The sequence below is a fragment of the Streptomyces sp. NPDC051740 genome, from assembly GCF_044453165.1.
GTDB classification, from domain to species: Bacteria; Actinomycetota; Actinomycetes; order Streptomycetales; family Streptomycetaceae; genus Streptomyces; species Streptomyces atrovirens.
Map to the genome: position 1 here is coordinate 2,312 of NZ_JBITCL010000035.1, position 21,693 is coordinate 24,004.

Below are 21,693 nucleotides of genomic sequence, written 5' to 3' on the forward strand. Positions count from 1 at the left end.
CGTTCGGCCCGGACCGCGTGTGCGGTCCGGGCCGAACGGGTTCCGGGGCGGGTCCGGGTCACGCCTCCTGGGTGAAGGCCGCGTGGAAGCGGCGGGTGTGGTCCACCCGGCGTTCGGGGCCGGTCAGGGTGACCGTCGCCGTCAGACGCGCGTCGGTGCTCGACGTGGCGAGGCGGAGTTCCAGGTCACCGGGTTCGACGACCCGGCGGCCGTCGCGGCCGGTGAAGGACGCCACGTCGGCCGGGACGGTGACGCGGACCCGGCGGGACTCCCCCGGTTCCAGCTCCACCCGGGTGTAGCCGACGAGCCGCTGCACCGGCTGGACGACGGAGGCGACCGGGTCGTGCAGGTAGAGCTGGACGACCTCGGTGCCGGAACGGCCGCCGGTGTTGCGGACGGTGAGGGTGAGGCCGAACTCGCCGTCCGTGCCCGCCTCCCGCGCGTCCACCGCGAGGTCGCTCCAGGCGAAACTCGTGTACGTCAGGCCGTGGCCGAAGCCGAACGCCGGGGTCGGGTCGATGTTGGACACCTCGCTGACCTGGGCGAGCCGGGCGCCGAGGTAGGTGGTCGGCTGGGAGCCCGGGCCGCGCGGCACGCTGACCGGAAGCCGTCCGGAGGGGTTGGTACGGCCGCTGAGCACGCCGGCGATGGCGTGGGTGCCCGCGACTCCGGGGAAGAAGGACTGCACGATCGCCGCGGACTCGGCGACGGCGCGGCCGAGCGCGTACGGCCGGCCGGCGAGCAGGACGGTCACCACCGGTCCGCCGGAGTCGAGCAGCGCGTCGAGCAGCTGCTGCTGGGCACCGGGCAGGGCGAGGGACTCCGCGTCGCAGCCCTCGCCGCTGGTGCCGCGGCCGAACAGGCCCGCGCGGTCGCCGAGGACGGCGATGACGACGTCCGCGTCCCTGGCCGCGTCCACCGCCTCGCCGATGCCGGAGAGGTCCCCGTCGTCGACGCCGGTGCCGCGTACGGCCGTGATCTCCGCGTCGGGGAACTCGGCGGCCAGGGTGTCCCGCAGGGTGGGCAGGTCGATGCCGACCGGGACGTCCGGGTGCTGCACGCCCACGTGCTGGGGGAAGGAGTAGCAGCCCAGTACGGCGGTGGCCTCGGCCGCGTTGGGGCCGACCAGGGCGATGCGGCGGGGCGCGGCGAGCGGCAGGGTGCCGTCGTTGGTGAGCAGGACGACCGCCTTCTCGGCGATCTCGCGGGCCAGTTCCCGGTTCTCGGGCCGGTCCAGGTCGATCGTGCCGCGCAGGGCGTCCGGGTCGTCGAGGTCCACGCCGTCGAGCGCGGGCGGCACCGGGTTCCAGTCCGGGTCGAGCAGGCCGAGCATCGCCTTCTGGCCGAGGACGCGGCGCAGGGCGCGGTCGATGAGCGCCTCGGGGACACGGCCGGCGGTGACGGCCTCGGTGAGCGGCGCGCCGAACGTCTTGACGGTGGGCAGTTCGATGTCGACACCGGCCTTCAGCGCGGTGCCCGCGGCGTCGGCCCAGTCGGCGGCGATGCCGTGCAGGGTCTTGAGGAAGGCGATGCCGAAGTAGTCGGCGACGACGGTGCCGTCGAAGCCCCAGGTGTCGCGGAGCAGTCCGGTCAGCAGGCTCTCGTCGGCCGCGGCGGGGACGCCGTCGGTGTCCGTGTAGGAGTGCATCACGGAGCGGGCCCCGCCCTCGCGGATCGCCATCTCGAACGGCGGCAGCAGGACGTCGGCCCGTTCGCGGGCGCCCATGGGGGCGGGGGCGAGGTTGCGTCCGGCGCGGGAGGCCGAGTAGCCGGCGAAGTGCTTGAGGGTGGCGACGATCCCGGCGGACTCCAGGCCCTGGACGTACGCGGTGCCGATGGTGCCGACGAGGTACGGGTCCTCGCCGATGGTCTCCTCCACGCGGCCCCAGCGGGCGTCGCGGACCACGTCGAGGACGGGGGCGAGGCCCTGGTGGATGCCGACGGACCGCATGTCGCGGCCGATGGCGGCGGCCATCCGGCGCACCACGTCCGGGTCGAAGGTGGCACCCCAGGAGAGCGGGACGGGGTAGGCGGTGGCACCCCAGGCGGCGAAGCCGGCCAGGCACTCCTCGTGCGCGACGGCGGGGATGCCGAAGCGGCCCGCCGAGGTGATGCGGGACTGGGTGCGCAGCAGGGAGAGCGCGCCGAGCGCCGGGTCGACGGGTGCGGTGCCGAAGGGGCGGGTGAGCTGGCCCAGTCCGGTGGGCAGGAGCGCGTCGAGGTCGACGGCCTCCTCCATGTCGTGCTGGTGCGGGGCCACTTCGCCGCCGTTGGCGGACGCGCCGACCCACACGCCGTACAGCTGGGCGATCTTCTCCTGGAGGGTCATCGCGCCGATCAGCGCGTCGACCCTGGCGGCGACGGGGTGGGCGGGGTCGTTCCAGAGGGGGATTTCGGGGGTGGTCTCTACGGCCACGTCGGCAGTCACTTTCCTCCGACGCCCATCAGACCCTGGACCAGGGCGCGACGGGCGAACAGATAGACGAGCAGGATGGGCACCATGGACAGCACCACGGCTCCCAGCAGACCGGGGATGTCGATGCCGTGCGCGGTCTGGAAGTTGTACAGGCCCAGGGTGACCACCTTGGTGGAGTCGGACTGGGTCAGGACGAGCGGGAACAGGAAGCCGTTCCATGCCTGGAGCGCGGAGAAGACCACGATCGTGGACAGTCCGCCCCTCGACAGCGGCAGGACGAGCTGGAAGAACATGCGCCGCGGGGTGGCGCCGTCCATGGCCATGGCCTCGTACAGCTCCGGGGAGATGTCGCGCATCGCGCCGCTGAGGATCAGCGCCGACATCGGCAGGCAGAACGCGGCCGTGGGCAGGATGACGCCCAGCAGGTTGTCGTACAGCCCGGCTTCGCTGATCAGGTAGAACATCGGCACGATGACGGCCTGGGCCGGGATGGCGAGTCCGAGCAGGAACAGCCGGAAGACCGCCGACGTGGTCCGGCCGCGGCTGCGGACGATCGCGTAGGCGAGCGGCGGGACCAGCAGCAGCACGATGCCGATCACGCAGGCGGTGACGACGAGCGTGTTGAGGAAGTACTGGCCGAAGCCCGAGTCGAAGGCACCCGTGTAGTTGTCCAGCGTGAAGCTGTCCGGGAAGGAGACCGGGCCGTTCTCGGCGTAGTCCTGGCGGGTGCGCAGGGTCGCGGCGAGCATCACGTACAGCGGCAGGCCGACCAGGAAGAGCCAGAAGAGCGAGCCGACGCCGGCCACGTAGTTCGGTCGGCGCCTCATGACACACCCTCCATGGAGCTGCGCATCTTGTCGTAGCCGGAGACCCGGACGACGATCAGCGAGATGATCGTGGACGCGACGACCAGGGCCAGGGCGATCGCGGAGCCGGTGCCGTAGTCGAAGCTCTTGAACGCCTTGTCGTACATGTAGTAGGCGCTGATGGTGGTGTCGGTGCCGGGGCCGCCCTGGGTCAGGATGAGGACCGTCTCGAAGGTGGTCAGGCCGCCGACGATCATCAGGATCATCGAGGTGATCATCGAGTTGCGCAGCTGCGGCAGCGTGATGTGGAAGAACTGCCGGTAGCGTCCCGCCCCGTCGATCTCCGCGGCCTGGTAGAGCACCTGCGGGATCGCGCGGGCGGCGCCCTGGTAGATCAGGGTGTGGAACGGGGTGAACTGCCAGGTGCTGACGAACGCCAGCACACCGATGGCGGTGGCCTGTTCACCGAACAGGTTGCCGTCGCCGAACAGCCAGCCGGCCTCGGCCGGGATGCCGAAGTTCGGGTCGAGCAGCGCCCGCCACAGCACGGAGACGGCCGTCGCCGACAGCAGCAGCGGGATGAAGTAGATGACGGACAGCACGGCCCGGTTGCGCTGGTGGCCGGCGGCCCAGACGCCGAGCAGGATGCTCAGCGGGGTCTGGAGGACCACGCCGAGCACGGTCAGCAGCAGGGTCAGCCAGATGCTCTTGAGCATCACCGGGTCGTCCATCAGGCGCGACCAGTTGTCCGTGCCGACGAACTCGGGCGAGCTGAGCCCGTCCCAGCTCATGAAGGACAGCACCGCCACCATGATCAGCGGGACGATCGCGAAGAGGGTGAAGAACACTGCGGCGGGCAGCGCCCAGGCGAAGCCGGGGCGGCCCACCTTCGTTGCGGTCGAGGCGGGCGGCCGCCGCCGGGCCCCCTTGCGGGGTCCGGCGGCGGGCCGAGCGCTCGTGGTCTTTGTCGTCATGAGCCGTTCGTCACTCGGTGGGGAGGGCCTGCATGGCCTTGATGAAGCCGTCCGTGTCGAGCTGTCCGTTGAAGAACTGCTGGACGGCCTTGTGCATGTCCGAGCTGGCCTTCTGCGGGTACGCCTGGTCCCAGGAGAGCTGGAACGACGGGGCGTCGGCGACCAGGTCGTACTGGAAGCGCGAGTACTCGGGGGAGCCCGCGGTCTCGATGAACTTGTCGGTGTTGGTCGTGGTCGGCAGGTTGCCGATCTCCAGATGCGCCTTGACGAAGTCGTCGGAGTACATGAGCTTCAGGAACTCGGCGACGGCCTCGGGGTGCTTGGTCTTCTTCATCACCGAGTAGTAGTTGTTGGTGTTGCCGGCGACGTTCTTCGGGTCGCCCTTTCCGCCCTCGACGGCCGGGAAGGCGGTGTAGCCGAGGTCCTTCTCGGCGAAGTCCTTGTGGTCCGTGAGCTGCTGGGAGTAGTACCAGGAGCCCATCAGCTCGAAGCCGGCCTTGCCCGCGGCCACCAGCTGGACCGAGCCTCCGTTGGTGTACTTGACGGAGTCGTAGTTCTTGCCGAAGGCGCCGGCGTCGACGAGCTCCCTGATCATGTTCAGGGCCTTCTTGCTGTCCGCGCTCTCCCAGGCGCTCTTGTCGCCCCCGACGGCCTTCGCGAACAGCTCCGGTCCGGCGATGCGGTCGTAGAGGTACTGGAACCACATCTGCGTCGGCCAGACGTCGCCGCCGCCGAGCGCGATCGGCGTGACGCCCTCGTCCTTGAGCTTGCCGACCGCGTCGAGCAGTTCGTCCCAGGTCTTCGGCGGCTTGACGCCCGCCTTGTCGAGGACCGCCTTGTTGTGGAAGAGCAGGACCGGCTGGGTGCCGCGCATCGGGATGCCGTACGGCTTGCCGTCGACGACGGCGTTGTTGAAGACGGACGGCAGGAACTTGTTCTCCAGGTCCGGGTTCTTCTTGATGAAGTCGTCGAGCGGCATCAGCAGGTCGGCCTTGACGAACGGCTTGATGCTGCCGCCGCCCCAGTTGAAGAAGACGTCCGGGGCCTGGGGGGTACTGATGATCGTCTGCAGCTTCTGCTGGTAGTCCGCACCGGGGATGGTGTCGAGGACGACCTTGACGTCGGACGTCTTGTTGAACGTGTCGACGATCTGCTTCTCGACCTTGTTGCTGGCGTCCCCGTAGACCAGGACATGGATCTTGCCGTCGTCCGCCGACGCCCCGCCGTCCCCGTCGCCGCAGGCCGAGAGGCTCAGTGCGAGGGTGAGCGTCGCACCGCAGGCGACCAGTCTGGGCAAGCGCGCACGTGTCTTCATCGTTCGCCTTTCGAAAGTTTCGGCATCATCGCCGAAAGTCCATGCCGCTGGACAGTAGGTCAGACCGGTGTTTCGGTCAACGGTCGATTCAGTACTCGCCCAAACCGTTATCGACGCATGGTGCCGTATCCTGCGCCTATGCAAGATGACGACGAGGCGAACGGCAGAGTCACCCTGGCCGCGGTAGCGAAAGAGGCAGGCGTTTCGATGCCGACAGTTTCGAAGGTCCTCAACGGCCGATCGGATGTCTCCCGCGCCACCCGGGCCAAGGTGGAACGGCTGCTGGACGCCCACGGCTACCGCCGTCGCACCTCGTCGACGTCCCGCTCACCGCTCGTCGAGATCGTCTTCCACGAGCTGGAGAGCATCTGGGCGATGGAGCTGATCCGGGGCGTGGAGAACGTCGCCAAGGAGAACCGCGCGACGGTCGTCCTCACCGAGAGCGGCACCCGGCACACCCCCGCGCCGGAGTGGCTCCCGGGCGTGCTGCAACGCAGGCCGCTGGGCGTCGTGCTGGTCTTCTCCACCCTCCCGGAGCACATCAAGCGCCAGCTCAGGGCGGCGGCCATCCCCTTCGTCGTCATCGACCCGGCGGGCGACCCCGACCCGGACGTGCCCTCGGTCGGCTCGGCGAACTGGGCCGGCGGCCTCGCCGCCACCCGCCATCTCACCGACCAGGGGCACGAGCGGGTCGCGATCATCACCGGGCCCGAGGACATGCTGTGCTCACTGGCGCGCCTCGACGGCTACCGCTCGGCCATGGCGATGGCGGGTCTGGAGACCGACCCGCGGCTGATGCGCTTCGGCGACTTCCATGTGCAGGGCGGCTTCGAGCACGCCATGGACCTGCTGGAGGGTCCCGACCGGCCCACGGCGGTCTTCGCGGGCAGCGACCTCCAGGCGCTCGGTGTGCTGGAGGCGGCCCGGGTCAGGGGCCTGCGCGTGCCGGAGGAGCTGTCGGTGGTCGGCTACGACGACGTACCGCTGGCGCAGTGGTCGAGCCCGCCGCTCACCACGGTCCACCAGCCGCTGCGGCACATGGCCGAGGAGGCCGCCCGGATGCTGCTCCGCCCGGACGACCCCGGCACGGCCGCCCAGCGCATAGAACTGGCGACGCACCTGGTGGTACGGCAGAGCACGGCTCCGCCCAAGGAGGCGTGAAGGACGGCCTGCCCGGCGTGCGGTGCCGCGTCGGTGTGAGGCCCGGCAGGAGACGCGGCGCCCGCACGTGCCGCCTACCGCCTCGCGCGACCGGTGAGCACGGCTCCGCCCAAGGAGGCGTGAAGGACGGCCTGCCCGGCGTGCGGTGCCGCGTCGGTGTGAGGCCCGGCAGGAGACGCGGCGCCCGCACGTGCCGCCTACCGCCTCGCGCGACCGGTGAGCACGGCTCCGCCCAAGGAGGCGTGAGGGGCGCCGGGTGGGTTCGAATGTTTCGGAGGCCTCCGGAGCACCGTTCTGCCTGAATGCCGGGCTGTTCTTCGGGCCGTCTACGGCGAAACCTTCGGTCAGGCCGTGTGCCGGAAGTCGCTGGGGGAGATTCCGTAGGCGCGCCGGAAGGCGCGGCTGAAGTCGGCGGGGTGGCGGAAGCCCCAGTGGAGGGCGATCTCGCCGATCGTCCGGTGCCGCAGTCGCGGGTCGGCGAGGTCGGTGCGGGTGCGTTCCAGCCGGCGGCTGCGGATCGTGGCGCCGACCGTCTCGGGTTCCTCCTCGAACAGGGCGTGCAGGAGGCGTACGGAGACGTGGTGGTGCGCGGCTATCGTCGCCGGACTCAGCTCCGGGTCGGACAGGTTGTGCGTGATGAAGGCGTCGATCCGGGCCAGCAGCACCTGCTGCCTGCTCTCGACCGGCAGCGGCGGGGAGAGGTCGAGACGGGCGGCGAGGAAGGTGGCGGCCACTTCGAGCGCCATGGCGCCGAGGCGTCGCAGCTCCGCCGTGTTGAACTGCCCGGCGTTCGCCCGCAGACCGGTCAGGAAGGAGGCGAGCAGCACGCCCGAACCGGCCTGTGCGGGCAGCCGGGTGGCCACCAGCCCGTCGGTTCTGTCACCGGGCAGCGGTACGGCGGCTCTGGGCAGCCGTAACAGGGACACCCGGGTGGGACGGCCGTGGTCCTGGAAATCGCAGAACAGGGGCTGCGAGGTGTCGAAGATCGCCATCTCCCCCGCGGTGAGCAGGACGTTGTTGCGGCGCTGCTCCAGGGCGACCGGACTGCCGTGGACCAGGCAGAGGTAGTAGTTCTCCGGGTCCGACCTCCGGATGTGGTCGGGCGTCCGCCACGCCGACATCGGCGAGAAGGAGAAGGCGGACGCCTCGGTGTGCGCGAGTTCCAGTGTGGTCGCCTCGCCCCTGAAGTGGTCGGCGTGTTCACTGGCCATCGTCACCGGCATGACCGCCTTGCCGACCATCTCGCCCCACCGGTCGAATCCGTCCGGTCCGCTGACGCTGTCGCCGGAGACGGACACCGGGCCCGCCGGCCCGCTCTTCCCCGCCGTGTCCTCGCGCTCCATGGCCCTCCGCCCCCGCCGCAGGTGATCCCCTGCCGCATTCTCCCCCGCGGGTGGGCGTCCGGGCAGCACCGTGCCGGTCAGTTCACGGCCGCGGTGCACGGAGGGTCGAGGAAGTCCGCGCGCCCGGCGGAGGACGCGTCCGGCCGCGTACCGCACAGTGCCCGAGAGACCGGCCCGCCCCGGGGGGACCGGTGCGTGGACCGGTCCCCCCGTTCCGGCGGCGCCACCGGATTCCCCCGTCGCCGGGGTGCCGCCCGCCCGCCGTGCCGCACCGGGGGGCCACTCGGCCCTCGGTACACAGCGCAGTGGGCATCGGCACGGCGTGCGCCACCGCGCCCGTCCGGTCAGGCGCCGGGCAGGATGCCGGTGCGGGCCACCTCGGAGTACCAGCGGGCGCTGGCCTTGGGGATGCGGGTGCCGGTCGGGTAGTCCACGTAGACGGCGCCGAAGCGCTTGCCGTAGCCGTGGGCCCACTCGAAGTTGTCCAGCAGCGACCAGAGGAAGTAGCCGCGCACGTCCGAGCCGTCGACGATGGCCCGGTGCACGGCGGCCAGGTGGCCGCGCACGTAGTCGATCCGGGCGGGGTCGTTGACGTTCCCGGAGGGGTCGGCGTAGTCGTCGAACGCCGCGCCGTTCTCGGTGATGACCAGCGGCAGCTTCGGGAAGTCGGAGGACAGGCGGCGCAGCAGGTCGTACAGGCCGGTGGGGTCGACGGCCCAGCCCATGGCGGTGGTGTCGCCGGGCGGCTGGTGGAAGGCGACCCTGTCGGCGCCCGGCCAGGGGCTGTGGGCGCTGTTGCCGTGTCCGTCCGAGTTGTGGGTGCCGCTGCCGTCGGCCTCGGAGACGACGGTGGGCGAGTAGTAGTTGACGCCGAGGAAGTCCAGCGGCTGGTGGATCCGTTCGAGGTCGCCGTCGCGGACGAAGGACCAGTCGGTGAGCGCCGCGGTGTCCTTGAGGAGGTCCTCCGGGTAGGCGCCCTGGAGCATCGGGCCGGTGAAGACCCGGTTGGCGAGGGCGTCGATCCGGCGGACCGCGTCGGCGTCGGCGTCGCTGCCGGTGAGCGGGCGGACGTGGTGGATGTTGAGGGTGACCGAGCACCGGGCGGCGGCGGGAAGGCGGTCGCGCAGCGCCTGGACGGCCAGGCCGTGGCCCAGGTTGAGGTGGTGGGCGGCGCGCAGCGCGGCGACCGGGTCGGTGCGGCCGGGGGCGTGCACGCCGGAGCCGTAGCCGAGGAAGGAGCTGCACCAGGGCTCGTTGAGCGTCGTCCAGGTCTTCACCCGGTCGCCGAGGGCGTCCGCGGCGAGGGCCGCGTACTCGGCGAACCGCTCGGCCGTGGCGCGCTCCGGCCAGCCGCCGGCGTCCTCCAGCTCCTGCGGGAGGTCCCAGTGGTAGAGGGTGGCGACGGGCTGGATGCCCTTGTCCAGCAGGTCGTCGACGAGGCGCCGGTAGAAGTCCAGGCCCTTCTGCACGGCGGGGCCGCGGCCGGTGGGCTGGATACGGGGCCAGGCCAGGGAGAACCGGTAGGCCCCCAGGCCGAGTTCGGCCATGAGGGCGACGTCCTCGCGCCAGCGGTGGTAGTGGTCGGTGGCGATGTCACCGGTGTCGCCGTTGCGGACCCGGCCCGGGGTGCGGGCGTAGGTGTCCCAGATGGACGGCGTACGGCCGTCCTCGGCGGCGGCCCCCTCGATCTGGTAGGAGGCGGTGGCGGAGCCCCAGAGGAAGCCCTTGGGGAAGGTGCGGGCGGCGTCCGGGGCGGACGCGGTCTGCTGTGCGGTGACCACGTAAGTCCTTTCGGTGTGAGGGGAGCTGGCAGGCGAAGGCCTGGCAGGGTGGGTGCGGGTCAGCCCTTGACGGCGCCGGCCATGATGCCGCTGACGATCTGGCGGCCGAAGACGATGAACATCGCCAGCAGCGGCAGCGTGCCGAGCAGCGCGCCCGCCATGATCAGCGACTGGTCGCGGACGTAGCCCGCGCTGAGCTGGGTGAGGGCGACGGGGACCGTCGGGTTGGTCATGTCGAGCACCACGAACGGCCAGAAGAAGTCGTTCCACGCGTGCACGAACGTGATCATGAACAGGACCGCCATCGCGGGCCGCGCCACGGGCAGCACGATGCTCCAGAAGATGCGCAGCGAGTGCGCCCCGTCCACACGTCCGGCCTCGACGAGTTCGTCGGGCAGCGCCTCGGACAGGTACTGCCGCATGAAGAACACGCCGACGGCGCTCACCAGCGTGGGGAAGATGACGGCGGGCAGCTGCTGCGACCAGCCCAGCTCGGACATCATCATGAACAGCGGTACGACGCCGAGCTGCGGCGGCACCATCATGGTGCCGATGACCAGCATCAGCAGGACGTTGCGGCCCTTGAACCGCAGCTTGGCGAAGGCGAATCCGGCCAGCGTCGCGAACATCACCGTGGACAGGGCGATCACGCCGGCCACGATCAGGCTGTTGACCATGGCCTTGCCCATCGCCGCCTCGTCCCAGGCCCGGGCGAGGTTGCTGAACAGGTTCGGGCCGGGCAGGAACGGCGGCGGGGTCTGGCTGACCCGGGTGTTGTCGGTGGAGGCCGCCACCATCGTCCAGTACAGCGGGAAGATCGACAGTACCGCCATGACGACGAGCAGGACGTAGGCGAGCGGCCCGGCGTGGTGCTGGCGGCCGGCGCCCTGGCGCAGCAGCCGGCGACGGCCGCCGCGGCCGGCCGGCTTCTCTACGGGGGTCCGGACCGGGGGCTCCGTCCGGACCGGGAGGCTGTTGGTGGTCATGATGACTCCAGGTCAGGACGTACGGGAGCGCAGGCGCTTGATCAGGCGCTGCGCCACGAAGGCGAGGACGAGCAGTATGAACATCGCCCAGGCGACGGTCGCCGAGCGGCCCATCTGGTAGTTCTTCCAGCCCTCCTCGTACAGCAGCAGGCCCAGCGTCTGGTACTGGTTGTCGGCGCCGCCGGTGACGCCGTTGGGGCCCTGGCCGAAGATCAGCGGTTCGCCGAACAGCTGGGTGGCGCCGATGGTGGAGAGCACGATGGTGAAGACGATGGTGGAGCGGATACCGGGGACGGTGACGTGGGTGAACTGCTTCCACCGGGACGCCCCGTCGATGGACGCCGCCTCGTACCGTTCGGCCGGGATGGCCTGCATGGCGGCCAGGTAGAGCAGCGCGTTGTAGCCGGTCCAGCGCCAGATGACGATGGTGGAGATCGCCACCTGGGCGGGCCACTTGTCGGCCTCCCAGTCCACCGGGTCGATGCCGACCGAGCCGAGCGCCCAGTTGATCATGCCGAAGTCACGCTCGAAGATCATGGTGAAGACGAGCGCGGCGGCGGCGACCGAGGTGGCGTACGGGACCAGCGAGGCGACGCGGAAGAACAGCGAGGCGCGCATCCGGTAGTTGAGCAGGTGCGCCAGGCCGAGCGCCATCATCAGCTGCGGCACCGTGGAGATGACGCCGATGGTGACGGTGTTCCGCAGCGCGTTCCAGAACTGCGAGTCGCCCCAGAGTTCGACGTAGTTGTCGAACGCCACCCACTCCATGACGTCGAGGGTGGCCAGCTCCACGTCGTGCAGGGAGATCCACGAGGTGTAGACGAGGGGGTAGAAGCTGAACGCGGCGAAGACGACGAAGAACGGCGCGACGAACGCGTACGGGGCGCCCTTGACGTCCAGCCGGTGCAGCCATGCGCCGCGCCGGCGGGCGGTCCTGCCGTCGCCCGTGGTGCCGGGCGGGGCCGGCGGCTCCTCGCCGGTCAGGGCCTTGGTGGTGGAGGTGGCCACCGGACTTTTCCTTCCTGGATGCGGATGTGTGAGGCGGGGCCCGGGCCCGTCGGCGGATGCCGGGGCCGTCGTCGGGCTTCCGTCGGCCGCCCGTGGGGCGGGCCTGGCGGCGTCAGGTGCGTGCTCCGGGGCACTCCCCGGCCGGGGAGTGCCGGGCCCCGGACCCTGTACCGGACGTACTCGGGTCAGGGCCCGGCGCGGCGGGTGGGGGTGCCTCTCCGGGGAGCGTGCACGGCGTCGTGAGGCGGGCGGGAGTCCGACGACAGGGCCCGACGGGCCCGGGCGGCCGCGGGAGGCGTCGGTCAGCCGACGGCCTTCTCGATGCGCTCCGTGGTGGTCTTCCACGCCTTGTCGCGCGCGGTGCCCTGCTCGACCAGGGCAAGGCCCTGGGAGAAGGTGTCCTTGATCGTGCCGTCCTTGCGGCCGAGGACCTGCTTGTCCGGGATCTCCTGCGCGGCGGCACCGAAGATCTGGCCGATCGGCGCGTTGTCGAAGTACTCCGACTTGGCGTTCTTCACCTCGTCGGCCTGGAGCGCCTTCTCGGAGGACGGGATGTTGCCGATCTCCTTGAAGATGTGGGCCTGCTGCTCCGGCGCGGTCAGCCAGGCGACGAGCTTCTTGGCCTCCTCCTTCACCGGGCTCTGCTCGATCACACCGAGGAAGGAGCCGCCCCAGTTGGCGCCCTTGGGCGCCCTGGCGACGTCCCACTTGCCCTTGTTGGCCTCACCGGCCTTCTCGCTGATGTGGCTGAGCATCCAGGCCGGGCACACGGCGGTCGCGAACGTGCCGTTGGCCAGGCCCGGGTCCCAACCCGGCTGGAACTGCCGGAGCTTGGCGGTCAGGCCCTCCTCTGCGGCATCGGCGGACAGGGCCCAGGCCTCCTTGACGGCCGGGTTCTTGTCGTAGATCAGCTCGCCCTTCTCGTCGTAGTACTGCTCGGGGTAGCCGTAGACCATGGCGTTGAACAGGCCGCTGGCCGAGTCCGTGAACGCGACCTTGTCGCCCTTGAAGTCCTTCTTGAAGGTGCGGCCGACCTCGACGTACTTCTTCCAGTCGCCCTCCCACAGCTTGCCGACCTCCTCGCGGTCGGTGGGCAGGCCGGCCTGCTCGAAGTAGTCCTTGCGGTAACAGACGGCCATCGGGCCGATGTCGGTGCCCAGGCCCAGCACCTTGCCGTCCGCGGTGCTGATCTGGGACTGCTTCCAGGGCAGGAAGTGGTCGGTGCCCGCCATGCCGGCGAAGTCCGCGAACTTGTCCGCCTGGGTCTCGGTGATCTCCTTGGCCCGGCCGATCTCGATGCCCTGGATGTCCTTCAGGCCCTTACCGGCGGCGAGCCTGGTCTGCAGCGCGGGGTAGTACGTCTGCTCGTCACCGGCGACCTCGGCCTTGATGTCGACCTCGGGGTTCTCCTTCTCGTACTGCTCGAGGAGGCCGGTCTCCTTGAGGCCCATCACGCCGAACAGGCCCATGGTGATGGTGACCTTGCCGTCCTTCTTGCCACCGCCGGTGACCGAGTCGTCGCTGCCGCCGCAGCCGACGACGAGTGCCAGCGCGCCGACGGCCGCGGCCGACGCCACCGCCTTCCTGCGCGATGAACCGTAAGTGCCCATGGATCTCCTCCTAGCGACGGCGCTGACACACCGAGGTGACGAGTTCTGCGATGACTACAGCGGCTCTGATAGGGATGGGAACGTACCCATCCTGGGTTGGGCACGTGCCCATTGCGGGGTGGGCACGTTCCCATCGCGCAACGAAGACTCATGGCTAGCGGATAGGTCTGTCAATAACTTGAAACCAACTCGTCCTCCCGTACCGGGTCCCGCGTCCGCCGTCCCGCCCCCGGGAGGTGCTGGGCCGACGGCGGCGTCTGCAAGAATTGCCGCAGGTCAACTCCGCGGCAGGCATCGCCGTCGCGGCCGTCCAGGGGGGAGCACATGAGCGGCAACCGCCGTCCGACCATCAAAACGGTCGCGGCCCGCGCAGGCGTGGGCCGCACCACGGTCTCCCGCGTCGTCAACGGCTCGGACCTGGTCAGTGCCGACGCCCGTGCGAGGGTCCTGGCCGCGATCAAGGAGCTGAACTACGTTCCCAACTCGGTCGCCCGCGGCCTGGTGACCAACCGCACCAACGCGGTGGCCCTGGTGATCCCGGAGTCGGAGAGCCGGCTCGGTTCGGAACCGTTCTTCGCCGCGCTGATCCGCGGTGTCAGCGGCGCCCTCGCGGAGAGCCGGACCCAGCTGCAGCTCATGCTCGTCCGCGACCAGGCCGAACGGGACCGGCTCACCGAGACGGTGGCGACGCACCGCGTGGACGGCGTCCTGCTGGTCTCCGTGCACGCCGACGACCGGCTGCCGGGCATGCTGGAGGAGATGGGCCTGCCGACCGTGCTGGCCGGCCGCCGCGACGCGGGCGAACGGCTGAGCTACGTCGACTCCGACAACGCCGGGGGCGCCACCGCGGCGGTACGCCACCTGCTGCACCGCGGCCGGACCCGGATCGCCACGATCACCGGCCCGCTGGACATGGACGTCGGCCGCAGCCGGCTCGCCGGCTGGCACACCGCGCACCGGGAGGCGGGGGTGCCGGCGGACGAACTCCTGGTCGAGGAGGGCGACTTCACGGAGGAGGGCGCCTGCCGGGCCATGCGTTCGCTACTTGAACGCGCCCCGGACCTGGACGCCGTCTTCGCCGCCTCCGACCTCATGGCGGTCGGCGCCCTGGCCGAATTGCGTCGTCGGGGACTGCGGGTCCCCGACGACGTCGCCGTCGTCGGCTACGAGGACTCCGTCCTCGCCCGCCACACCGCCCCGCCGCTGACGACCGTGCGCCAGCCGGTGGAGGAGATCGGCCGCACCATGGCCCGGATCCTCACCGGCATCACCCAGCAGGGCGGGCCCCGGCAGCAGCGGACGCTGCCCACGGAGCTGGTGGTGCGGGAGTCGTCGTAGCGGGGCTTCCGCGGAGGTGAGGGACGGGCGATGGCGGTTACCCGGGTGGTTCCAGTACCGCGACGAGGGAGAAGGAGCCATGGCCCACAGGACGAGCGCCCGGGACGTGGTGAGCGCCATCAAGGACGTCGATTTCCCGGCCGGCAAGGACGACCTGGTCCAGGCGGCCAGTCGGTCGGGTGCCGCGCCGGACGTGGTCAAGGCGTTGCGCGGCATTCCCGCCGAGCAGTACGCCAATCGTGAGGAGGTGGCCCGGTCGGTGCGCGTGGACCCCGATTCCGACCTCGGCCTGAGCCCCGCGCAGCAGGCGGAGCAGGCCCGTGCGGGCGGCAGGCGGGGACAGTCCCAGCACCTGCGTGACGTGCCGAAACCGCCGGTGGAGGACGAACTGGACCGCTGACCGCGGCAGACGGCGCGGGTGAGCCGCATCAGTGCCTCTCCCGGGGTGGGGCCGCGGGACGGGCCGCCCGCGCGGCCTTCCCGCGCCCCGGTCACTTACGACCGCCTCTCCGGTCGGCACGTCGCCGGCCGGTGACGTGCCCCTCGCGGCGCGGACGGCCGGGTCTTCCTCGTCCCCGGACCTGGGACGCGGGACCGGTCCGGTGCGCCCACCACCGGTGTACACGACACCGCGGGGCGTCACCGGGAGCCGGTCAGTGGGCGGCGCCCCGTCCCCGGCGCAGCCGGCGCGGTACGACCGCCAGGTCCAGGAGGGCCGTCAGCGCGAGCACGCCGCAGACGACGGCGAGCGGGGCCGGCGGGCCCCGGCCGGGGCTGTCGCCGGCGTCGGACCGCGCGGCCCGGGTGCCGAACAGCGCGGTGCCCGCGAGGAAGAGGGGCAGGAAGACCGCGGCGAGCAGCAGGCGCGGCCGCAGCGGGCTGCGCGCGGTGACCGGTTCGGTGCCGGTCCGCGGGGAGCGGCGGCCGATCGTTCCGGAGCGGGCCCGGGAGACCGGCTCGCGGGTGGGACCGGTACGGGGGTCACGCACGCCGGGCACCTCCTCCGTCACGTGCACGCCGGCCGGGTGGCCGCCGTCCCAGGTGGCGAACCGGCGTTCGTTGGTGCGGACCCGTTCCGGGTACTCGCCCGTTGCCCGACCGCCGACCACCGCACCATGAGGAAGGACAGCGCCTCATGCAGCACGACGAGTTCATCGGAAAAGTGCAGGCTCTCACTCGGTTGCCGGACCGGGGAACGTCCGAGCGGGCGACCCGGGCCGTGCTGAGTACGCTGGCCGAGCGGCTGCCGTCCGGGCTGGCGGGCCATGTGGCCGCCCAGCTGCCGCCGACCCTGGCCGCGCCCATGCGGCAGACCACCTCGGGCGAGCGCTTCGACCTGACGACGTTCGCCGGACGGATCGCCGGCCGCGCGGAGACGGACGAGGACGCGGCCGTGCGCGAGGCCGCCGCCGTACTGGAAGTGCTCGACGCGGCCCTCACTCCGGAGCTGACGGAGAAGCTGGTCGCCGCGCTGCCCAGGGACATCGGCGGCCTGCTGCCCGTCGGACGTGCCACCGACGACACCGACTGAGGAGGTGACCGGGCATGGTCTCCGAGTCCGTGACGGTCCCCTCGGGCGCGGCGGCCCTGGCCGGGGACCTCGTGATCCCCGCCGGGGCGCGCGCCGTGGTGCTGTTCGCGCACGGCAGCGGCAGCTCACGGTTCAGCCCCCGCAACCGGGCGGTCGCCACCGCGTTGCGGGGGGCGGGGTTCGGCACGCTGCTGCTGGATCTGCTGACCCCGGAGGAGGAGCGCGAGGACGACGCGACGGGGCGGCACCGCTTCGACATCGGCCTGCTGGCCCGGCGGTTGGCGCATGCCGTCGACTGGCTGGAGCGGCGCCCGGACGGCGTGGACCTTCCCGTGGGCCTGTTCGGGGCCAGTACGGGAGCGGCGGCGGCGCTGGTGGCCGCCGCCGAACGCCCCGAGCGGGTGTCGGCGGTCGTGTCGCGGGGCGGGCGCCCGGACCTGGCGGGCGACGCGCTCGGTCTGGTCGCGTGCCCGGTGCTGCTCGTGGTGGGCGGCGACGACGAGACGGTGCTCGGCCTCAACCGTGAGGCCGCCGGCCGGCTGTCCGCGCCGCACCGCGTCCACGTGGTGCCCGGTGCGACCCACCTCTTTCCCGAACCCGGCGCGCTGGAGCAGGTCGCCGAACTCGCCGCCGGCTGGTTCCGCGACCATCTGTGACCGGGCACGGGTGAGCCGCGGCACGACGCGTGCCACGGCTCACCCTTCGCTCAGCCCGTGCTGCAGGAGACCGTCGGCCAGTTCCAGTTGCCGTTGGTCATGATCGTCACCCCCCAGTTGTCGCCGCTGCCGTTGGGCTTGGCGACGAGGGTCTGGCTGTCGGGGTAGGACGCGCTGACGTTCCAGGTCGAGGAGACCTTCGCCGGGGACGGGACCCGCATCGTGACGGTCCAGTCGCTGGAGCCGCTCACCGAGACGTTGAGGTTGTAGCGGTCGCCCCAGCTGCTGCCCGCGGACAGGGTCGCGGTGCAGGCGGTGCCGCCACCACCGCCTCCTCCCCCGCCGCCGGAGCCGTCGGGGGCGACGGCGCGGCCGGTCTGCGGGGAGATCATGCCGGCGCACAGGCCCCGGGAGGCCAGGTTCTGCGCGATGCGCGGGATCGCGGCGATGGTGTTGGCCGGCCAGTCGTGCATCAGGATGACCTGGCCGTTGGTGAGCCGGGAGGCGGCCTGCACGATGGCGTCGGTGCTCGCGTTGTTCCAGTCCTGCGAGTCGACGTCCCAGAGGATCTCGGTCAGACCGTACTTGGCCTCGACCGCGCGCAGCGTCGAGTTGGTCTCGCCGTACGGCGGACGGAACAGCTTCGGTGTGCCGCCGCCGGCGCCGGCGATCGCCTGCTGGGTGCGGGCGATCTCCGAGTCCATCTGGGACTGGCTCAGCTGGGTCATGTGGGGGTGGGTGTAGCTGTGGTTGGCGACCCACATGCCGGCGTCGACCTGGGCCTTGACCAGGGAGGGGTTGGCGGCGGCGTACTGGCCCTGGTTGAACATCGTGGCCCGCAGCCCGTTCTGCCTGAGCGCGTTGAGCAGGTTCGTGGTGCTGCCGGTCGACGGGCCGTCGTCGAAGGTGAGCCCGACGTAGCCGTTGCAGGCGGCGGCGTGCGCCGGTGCGGCGTCGAGGGTCGCGGTGGCGGTGCCGGCCAGGGTCAGCGCGGCGACGGCCAGTCCCGACACCAGGGACCGGGTGACTTTTCCGGTGGTCATCTGCGGTGGTCCTCCTCGTGGGGGGGGTCAGCCTGCGCTGCAGGAGACCGTCGGCCAGTTCCAGTTGCCGTTGGCCATGATCGTCGCGCCCCAGTTGCCGCCGCTGCCGTTGGACTTGGCGACGAGGGTCTGGCTGTCGGGGTAGGACGCGCTGACGTTCCAGGTCGAGGAGACCTTCGCCGGGGACGGGACCCGCATCGTGACGGTCCAGTCGCTGGAGCCGCTCACCGAGACGTTGAGGTTGTAGCGGTCGCCCCACTTCTCGCCGGCGGACAGGGTCGCGTTGCAGCCACCGCCACCACCGCCACCACCGCCACCACCGCCACCACCGGAACTGCCCTCACTCACGGTGATGTTGGAGCTGCCGCTGCTCTGGTAGCCCTCGGTGGCCATGATCATGTAGTTGTGGCTGCCCAGGTTCATGCCCTTGCTCGCCCAGGCGTCGAAGTGGTTGCCGCTGGTGATGGTGCCGCCGGTGCGCTTGGACTGCCTCACGCTCCAGTACTGGTCGAAGGTCCTGGTGCCCTCGATGGAGGGAGCGTTGTACCGGGTCGTCCTGTAGATGTCGTACGTGCCGCCGTCGCTGGTGACGGTGCCCTTGTACTCGCCGGTGGGCCGGTAGGTGCCCCAGTTGTCGACGATGTAGTACTCGACGAGCGGGCCGGTGGTCCATCCGTAAAGCGTGAGGTACGCGTTGCCGGACGGGTTGAAGGAGCCCGAGTAGCTGACGGTCTTGCGGCCGCCGGTGCTCCAGCCCTTGCCGGCCACGAAGTTGCCGGTGTTGCTCCACCGGGTGCTGTAGTTGCCGCCGGAGCCCAGGTCCATGGAGACGGTCCCCTGGGAGTCGGTCCAGAACGAGTACCACCAGCCGTTGTTGGTGCCGGTCTGGTTCGTGGTGACGGCGGTGGCGGTGGTGGCGGTCAGGAGCAGTGCGGTGACGGCGGCCAGCGCGATGGTCCAGGCGCTCCTGACGCCGAGCAGCAGGCGGCCGCGTCTGCGGCCCTTCGGATGTGCGGACACGTGCATGTGGTGCGCCTCCTGTGCGGCTCGGTGGGGGGTTCGATGCCGGACAGTGTTGGTCTGCACGCGTCAACCGTCAACAGTTTCGGTGAATGTTTCGAAATCTTCGCTTGATCAAAAACGGCGAAGAATTCACGTAACACCAGCTCAGTGGATGTACTGAACCGGTCGAATTCAGGGGCCTTGCACCATGCGTCGGAGATACGTCGAACTCTGATGTGGAGTAAACGAAAGTTTCGCTCTTACGAACGCGACCGGCGATGTCACCTGCCGGTCGCGGGCTCACGAGGGGGTGCCGGGGCGAGGCCCTCACGGCCGGGCCCCGGTGACCACTCCTCACGTGGGTGTCGTCCAGCGCGGGGCCGTCTCCGCCCAGGCCGTGTCCCAGTCGGCGAGGTTGCGGCGGCGCAGGGTCAGGCCGGTCAGGGCGTGGGCGGCGGCGCCGGTGAGGGCGACGCCGATGGCGGCGAGGAGGGCCCAGCCCATGGTGCGGCTGCGGACCTCCTCGTCGGTGAGCGGCCGGTCCGTCGCCTCGCCGTCGGCGGTGACCCAGACGCGTACGGTGTTGCCGGCGGTCAGCCCCGGCCGGACCTCCGTCCGGATGGTGCGGGTCCGTCCCTCGCGGGTGACCACGCGGACCTCGACCGGGTAGCGGGTCTTCCTCTCCTCGTCCGAGCCCGGTTCGGGGTGGCGCGGAGCATCGTGGACGAGGGTCGCCTCCGTCTCGTACCGGGTCTGGTTCTGGTGGCGGGCGGTCTCCTCGTAATGCCGGCGGGCGGCGTCGCCGGCGAGGACGGCGGCCACGGGTGCCACGGCCAGTACGGCGATCAGCGCCCCGAGGCCGAGCCAGGCGTGGAGCGTGTCGGTGCGGCGGCGCAGGGGGTTGTGCCGCCAGCGCCACAGCAGGGGGCGCGGGGGCGGGCCCGGGGGCGGCTGCGCCGGAGGCATCTCGCCGGCCACGTCAGGACTCCTTCCGGTGGCGGGGCGCGGGCGGTCGGACCGGTCAGACGGTTCCGGTGGCCGAGGGGTGGTGGTGCGCCGAGGCGAGGAGGCCGGCGGCGCCCCGGACCGCGGCGGTGTGCGGCGACGGGACCAGCCGGACCGCGCAGCCGAGGCCGGCGGGGAGGTCGCGGGTGATGTCGGGGCGCAGCGCGCCGCCGCCGGCCAGCAGGACGCCCCGGCGCAGGGCGGCACGGGTCAGCCCGGTGCGGTCCTGCCGCAGCATCGCGGTCACCATGTCGACCACCGCCGCGGTGATGTCGCCGGGTGACGTGCCGTCGGCCAGGTCGGCGGTGCCCAGCGCGGTGCGGCGGGCGTCGGTGACCGCCCCGTCCACGAGCAGCACCACCTCGGTGAGGTGGGCGCCGATGTCCACGACGAGCAGCGGCCGGACGTGGTCGGCGCCCGCCGCCAGGGCCACCGCGCGGGCGCCGGGGACGGTCAGTACGGCGCGCGGGCGGAGGATCTCGACGGCCGTGCGGGCGGCGGTCCGGAAGGCGAGCCCGTCCAGGACCGGTGCCGTGACGACGACCAGCGGGCGGCCGATCCGGGGCAGCCGGTGCCCGAGCAGCCGCTCCAGCATCCGCGCCGTGCCGGGGGTGTCGACGATGGTGCCGCGCTGGATGGGGTGGATCGCGCCGGTGCCCGGGAAGGTCACGGTGGGCACGTCGAGGACCATGCCCCGTCCGGCGATCCACGCGCGTGTGCGGGCGCTGCCCAGGTCGAGAGCGATGCCTGAGCAGCGCCGGCACAGCGGCCAGTGCCGGTGCCGTACCGGTGCCGGGAGGGGACGCCGGATCACGGTCACCGGCCGGCCTCCCTCACCTGCTGGCAGCGCCCGCAGTAGCGGGCCTGGGGGACGATCAGCAGGCGGTGGCGTTCGACGGCGCGGCGGCACAGGTGGCAGGTGCCGTACTGCCCGGAGTCCATCCGGGCGAGCGCCGCCTCGACGTCGGCGAGCACCATGCGGGCGGACGCCGCGAGCTTGACGCCCACCTCGATCCGGGCAGCGTCCGTCTGGCGGCGGTCGTCGGCACGGTTCGAGGAGTGGACGGCGAACTGCCGTAGCTGCTCCTGGCGGAACAGCCGCTGCTCGTGCAGGTTCTCGCGCAGCGCGGCGAGGTCCTCGTCGTCGAGGACCGTGTCGCGCTCGCCGATGGTCTGGTGGGTCACCACTGCACCCCTTGGGCAGAGCGGGAGAGGAGGAGGGACGGTCGGGGTCAGGCGCGACCCTGGCAGGCGACGCAGTACCGGGTGTGCGGGAGGATCTCCAGCCGCTCCGGCGGTACGGCCTTGGAACAGCCCAGGCAGGTGCCGTAGGTGCCGTCGTCGACGCGCGCGAAGGCCTCCTCGATCTCCTTCAGGACACGTCGGATGGCGTCCCTCTGGTTGGACATCAGGTGGTCGCCGGGACTCTGCCCCGTTTCGTCGAGGGCCTTGAGCTGCGCGAGCCGGGTCGTACGGGCGTGTTCGAGGCGCCGGCGGACCTCGTCGGCGGCCGGGTGGGCGGTACGGGTCTCGGTGCGGGGCAGGTCGAGCGACACGGACGGTCCTCCTCGGGGACGGTGACGTACGGATGTGACGTACGGATGATGTCTCCAGCCTCGCCCGTTTCCGTCCCGGCGCCCATCGGGCGCGGTACCCATCCGAGCGGGGTCCGAGGACCCACCCCGCCCGGTGCGGGTCGGTCGGGCCGGCGGAAATGG

General features: G+C 71.5%; 21 protein-coding genes. 5 read left to right on the forward strand and 16 right to left on the reverse strand.

Features of this window, described 5'->3' with window-relative positions:
- Nucleotides 1-58 precede the first annotated feature (58 nt).
- Genes ACIA6T_RS33750 through ACIA6T_RS33765 form a run of 4 tightly spaced genes read right to left on the reverse strand, consistent with a single transcriptional unit; the run spans nt 59 to nt 5,511 of the window.
- Complete coding sequence (locus ACIA6T_RS33750) at nt 59-2,428, reverse strand: glycoside hydrolase family 3 N-terminal domain-containing protein (protein ID WP_399450327.1); 2,370 nt, start codon at nt 2,426-2,428, stop codon at nt 59-61.
- Nucleotides 2,425-3,243 (reverse strand): carbohydrate ABC transporter permease, encoded by an 819-nt coding sequence (locus ACIA6T_RS33755; protein WP_399450328.1) that lies wholly within the window; start codon nt 3,241-3,243, stop codon nt 2,425-2,427. The genes ACIA6T_RS33750 and ACIA6T_RS33755 overlap by 4 nt, the downstream gene beginning before the upstream one ends.
- Entirely contained in the window at nt 3,240-4,196 is a 957-nt protein-coding gene (locus ACIA6T_RS33760; RefSeq protein ID WP_399450329.1) for a carbohydrate ABC transporter permease, read from the reverse strand. The genes ACIA6T_RS33755 and ACIA6T_RS33760 overlap by 4 nt, the downstream gene beginning before the upstream one ends.
- 10 nt (nt 4,197-4,206) lie before the next feature.
- Nucleotides 4,207-5,511: an ABC transporter substrate-binding protein gene (locus ACIA6T_RS33765; protein ID WP_399450330.1), complete on the reverse strand. Its 1,305-nt coding sequence runs from the start codon at nt 5,509-5,511 to the stop codon at nt 4,207-4,209.
- A 138-nt stretch (nt 5,512-5,649) separates the two neighbouring features.
- Here ACIA6T_RS33765 and ACIA6T_RS33770 point away from each other — a divergent pair, with 138 nt between their 5' ends.
- Nucleotides 5,650-6,672 carry a LacI family DNA-binding transcriptional regulator gene (locus ACIA6T_RS33770; RefSeq protein ID WP_399450331.1) on the forward strand — a complete coding sequence of 341 codons (1,023 nt, stop codon included), beginning with the start codon at nt 5,650-5,652 and terminating at the stop codon, nt 6,670-6,672.
- A 344-nt stretch (nt 6,673-7,016) separates the two neighbouring features.
- On the opposite strand, the gene ACIA6T_RS33775 is transcribed toward ACIA6T_RS33770, so the two are convergent.
- The 5 genes from ACIA6T_RS33775 to ACIA6T_RS33795 all read right to left on the reverse strand — a co-directional run bounded on the left by ACIA6T_RS33775 (nt 7,017) and on the right by ACIA6T_RS33795 (nt 13,400).
- The gene (locus ACIA6T_RS33775; protein ID WP_399450332.1) at nt 7,017-8,015 is read right to left on the reverse strand and encodes a helix-turn-helix domain-containing protein; all 999 of its coding nucleotides are present in this window, start codon (nt 8,013-8,015) and stop codon (nt 7,017-7,019) included.
- Nucleotides 8,016-8,359: 344 nt separating this feature from the next.
- Nucleotides 8,360-9,796 carry a GH1 family beta-glucosidase gene (locus ACIA6T_RS33780; protein ID WP_399450333.1) on the reverse strand — a complete coding sequence of 479 codons (1,437 nt, stop codon included), beginning with the start codon at nt 9,794-9,796 and terminating at the stop codon, nt 8,360-8,362.
- A gap of 59 nt (nt 9,797-9,855) precedes the next feature.
- Nucleotides 9,856-10,782, reverse strand: a complete 927-nt coding sequence (locus ACIA6T_RS33785; RefSeq protein ID WP_399450334.1) for a carbohydrate ABC transporter permease — start codon at nt 10,780-10,782, stop codon at nt 9,856-9,858.
- Nucleotides 10,783-10,794: 12 nt separating this feature from the next.
- The gene (locus tag ACIA6T_RS33790; RefSeq protein WP_399450336.1) at nt 10,795-11,790 is read right to left on the reverse strand and encodes a carbohydrate ABC transporter permease; all 996 of its coding nucleotides are present in this window, start codon (nt 11,788-11,790) and stop codon (nt 10,795-10,797) included.
- Between the two features lie 302 nt (nt 11,791-12,092).
- Nucleotides 12,093-13,400: an ABC transporter substrate-binding protein gene (locus ACIA6T_RS33795; protein ID WP_399450337.1), complete on the reverse strand. Its 1,308-nt coding sequence runs from the start codon at nt 13,398-13,400 to the stop codon at nt 12,093-12,095.
- A 324-nt stretch (nt 13,401-13,724) separates the two neighbouring features.
- Between ACIA6T_RS33795 and ACIA6T_RS33800 the strand changes: the two genes are divergently transcribed.
- Together ACIA6T_RS33800 and ACIA6T_RS33805 are read left to right on the forward strand one after the other, a co-directional pair.
- On the forward strand, nt 13,725-14,738 hold the full coding sequence (locus ACIA6T_RS33800; protein WP_399450338.1) for a LacI family DNA-binding transcriptional regulator: 1,014 nt from the start codon (nt 13,725-13,727) through the stop codon (nt 14,736-14,738).
- Nucleotides 14,739-14,817: 79 nt separating this feature from the next.
- A complete protein-coding gene (locus ACIA6T_RS33805) occupies nt 14,818-15,138 on the forward strand; it encodes a DUF2795 domain-containing protein (protein WP_073936819.1) in 321 nt (106 codons plus the stop codon).
- A 253-nt stretch (nt 15,139-15,391) separates the two neighbouring features.
- Here ACIA6T_RS33805 and ACIA6T_RS33810 read toward each other — a convergent pair whose 3' ends face one another.
- Nucleotides 15,392-15,727 carry a DUF6343 family protein gene (locus ACIA6T_RS33810; RefSeq protein WP_399450362.1) on the reverse strand — a complete coding sequence of 112 codons (336 nt, stop codon included), beginning with the start codon at nt 15,725-15,727 and terminating at the stop codon, nt 15,392-15,394.
- Nucleotides 15,728-15,873: 146 nt separating this feature from the next.
- On the opposite strand from ACIA6T_RS33810, the gene ACIA6T_RS33815 reads away from it, so the two are divergent.
- Both ACIA6T_RS33815 and ACIA6T_RS33820 read left to right on the forward strand, forming a co-directional pair.
- A complete protein-coding gene (locus ACIA6T_RS33815) occupies nt 15,874-16,269 on the forward strand; it encodes a DUF2267 domain-containing protein (protein ID WP_344559978.1) in 396 nt (131 codons plus the stop codon).
- Between the two features lie 14 nt (nt 16,270-16,283).
- Nucleotides 16,284-16,925, forward strand: a complete 642-nt coding sequence (locus ACIA6T_RS33820) for a dienelactone hydrolase family protein (RefSeq protein WP_399450339.1) — start codon at nt 16,284-16,286, stop codon at nt 16,923-16,925.
- A gap of 50 nt (nt 16,926-16,975) precedes the next feature.
- Here the strand turns inward: ACIA6T_RS33820 and ACIA6T_RS33825 are convergent, their stop codons facing one another.
- From ACIA6T_RS33825 to ACIA6T_RS33850, 6 genes are all read right to left on the reverse strand, one after another.
- Nucleotides 16,976-17,968, reverse strand: coding sequence for a polysaccharide deacetylase family protein (locus ACIA6T_RS33825; protein WP_399450340.1), 993 nt, complete (start codon nt 17,966-17,968; stop codon nt 16,976-16,978).
- 27 nt (nt 17,969-17,995) lie between these two features.
- On the reverse strand, nt 17,996-18,994 hold the full coding sequence (locus ACIA6T_RS33830; protein WP_399450341.1) for a glycoside hydrolase family 11 protein: 999 nt from the start codon (nt 18,992-18,994) through the stop codon (nt 17,996-17,998).
- A 330-nt stretch (nt 18,995-19,324) separates the two neighbouring features.
- Entirely contained in the window at nt 19,325-19,948 is a 624-nt protein-coding gene (locus ACIA6T_RS33835; RefSeq protein ID WP_399450342.1) for a hypothetical protein, read from the reverse strand.
- Nucleotides 19,949-19,991: 43 nt separating this feature from the next.
- Nucleotides 19,992-20,795, reverse strand: coding sequence for a rod shape-determining protein (locus ACIA6T_RS33840; protein ID WP_399450343.1), 804 nt, complete (start codon nt 20,793-20,795; stop codon nt 19,992-19,994).
- Nucleotides 20,792-21,160, reverse strand: coding sequence for a TraR/DksA family transcriptional regulator (locus ACIA6T_RS33845; RefSeq protein WP_399450344.1), 369 nt, complete (start codon nt 21,158-21,160; stop codon nt 20,792-20,794). The genes ACIA6T_RS33840 and ACIA6T_RS33845 overlap by 4 nt, the downstream gene beginning before the upstream one ends.
- A 47-nt stretch (nt 21,161-21,207) precedes the next feature.
- On the reverse strand, nt 21,208-21,531 hold the full coding sequence (locus tag ACIA6T_RS33850) for a TraR/DksA family transcriptional regulator (RefSeq protein ID WP_399450345.1): 324 nt from the start codon (nt 21,529-21,531) through the stop codon (nt 21,208-21,210).
- Nucleotides 21,532-21,693 lie beyond the last annotated feature (162 nt).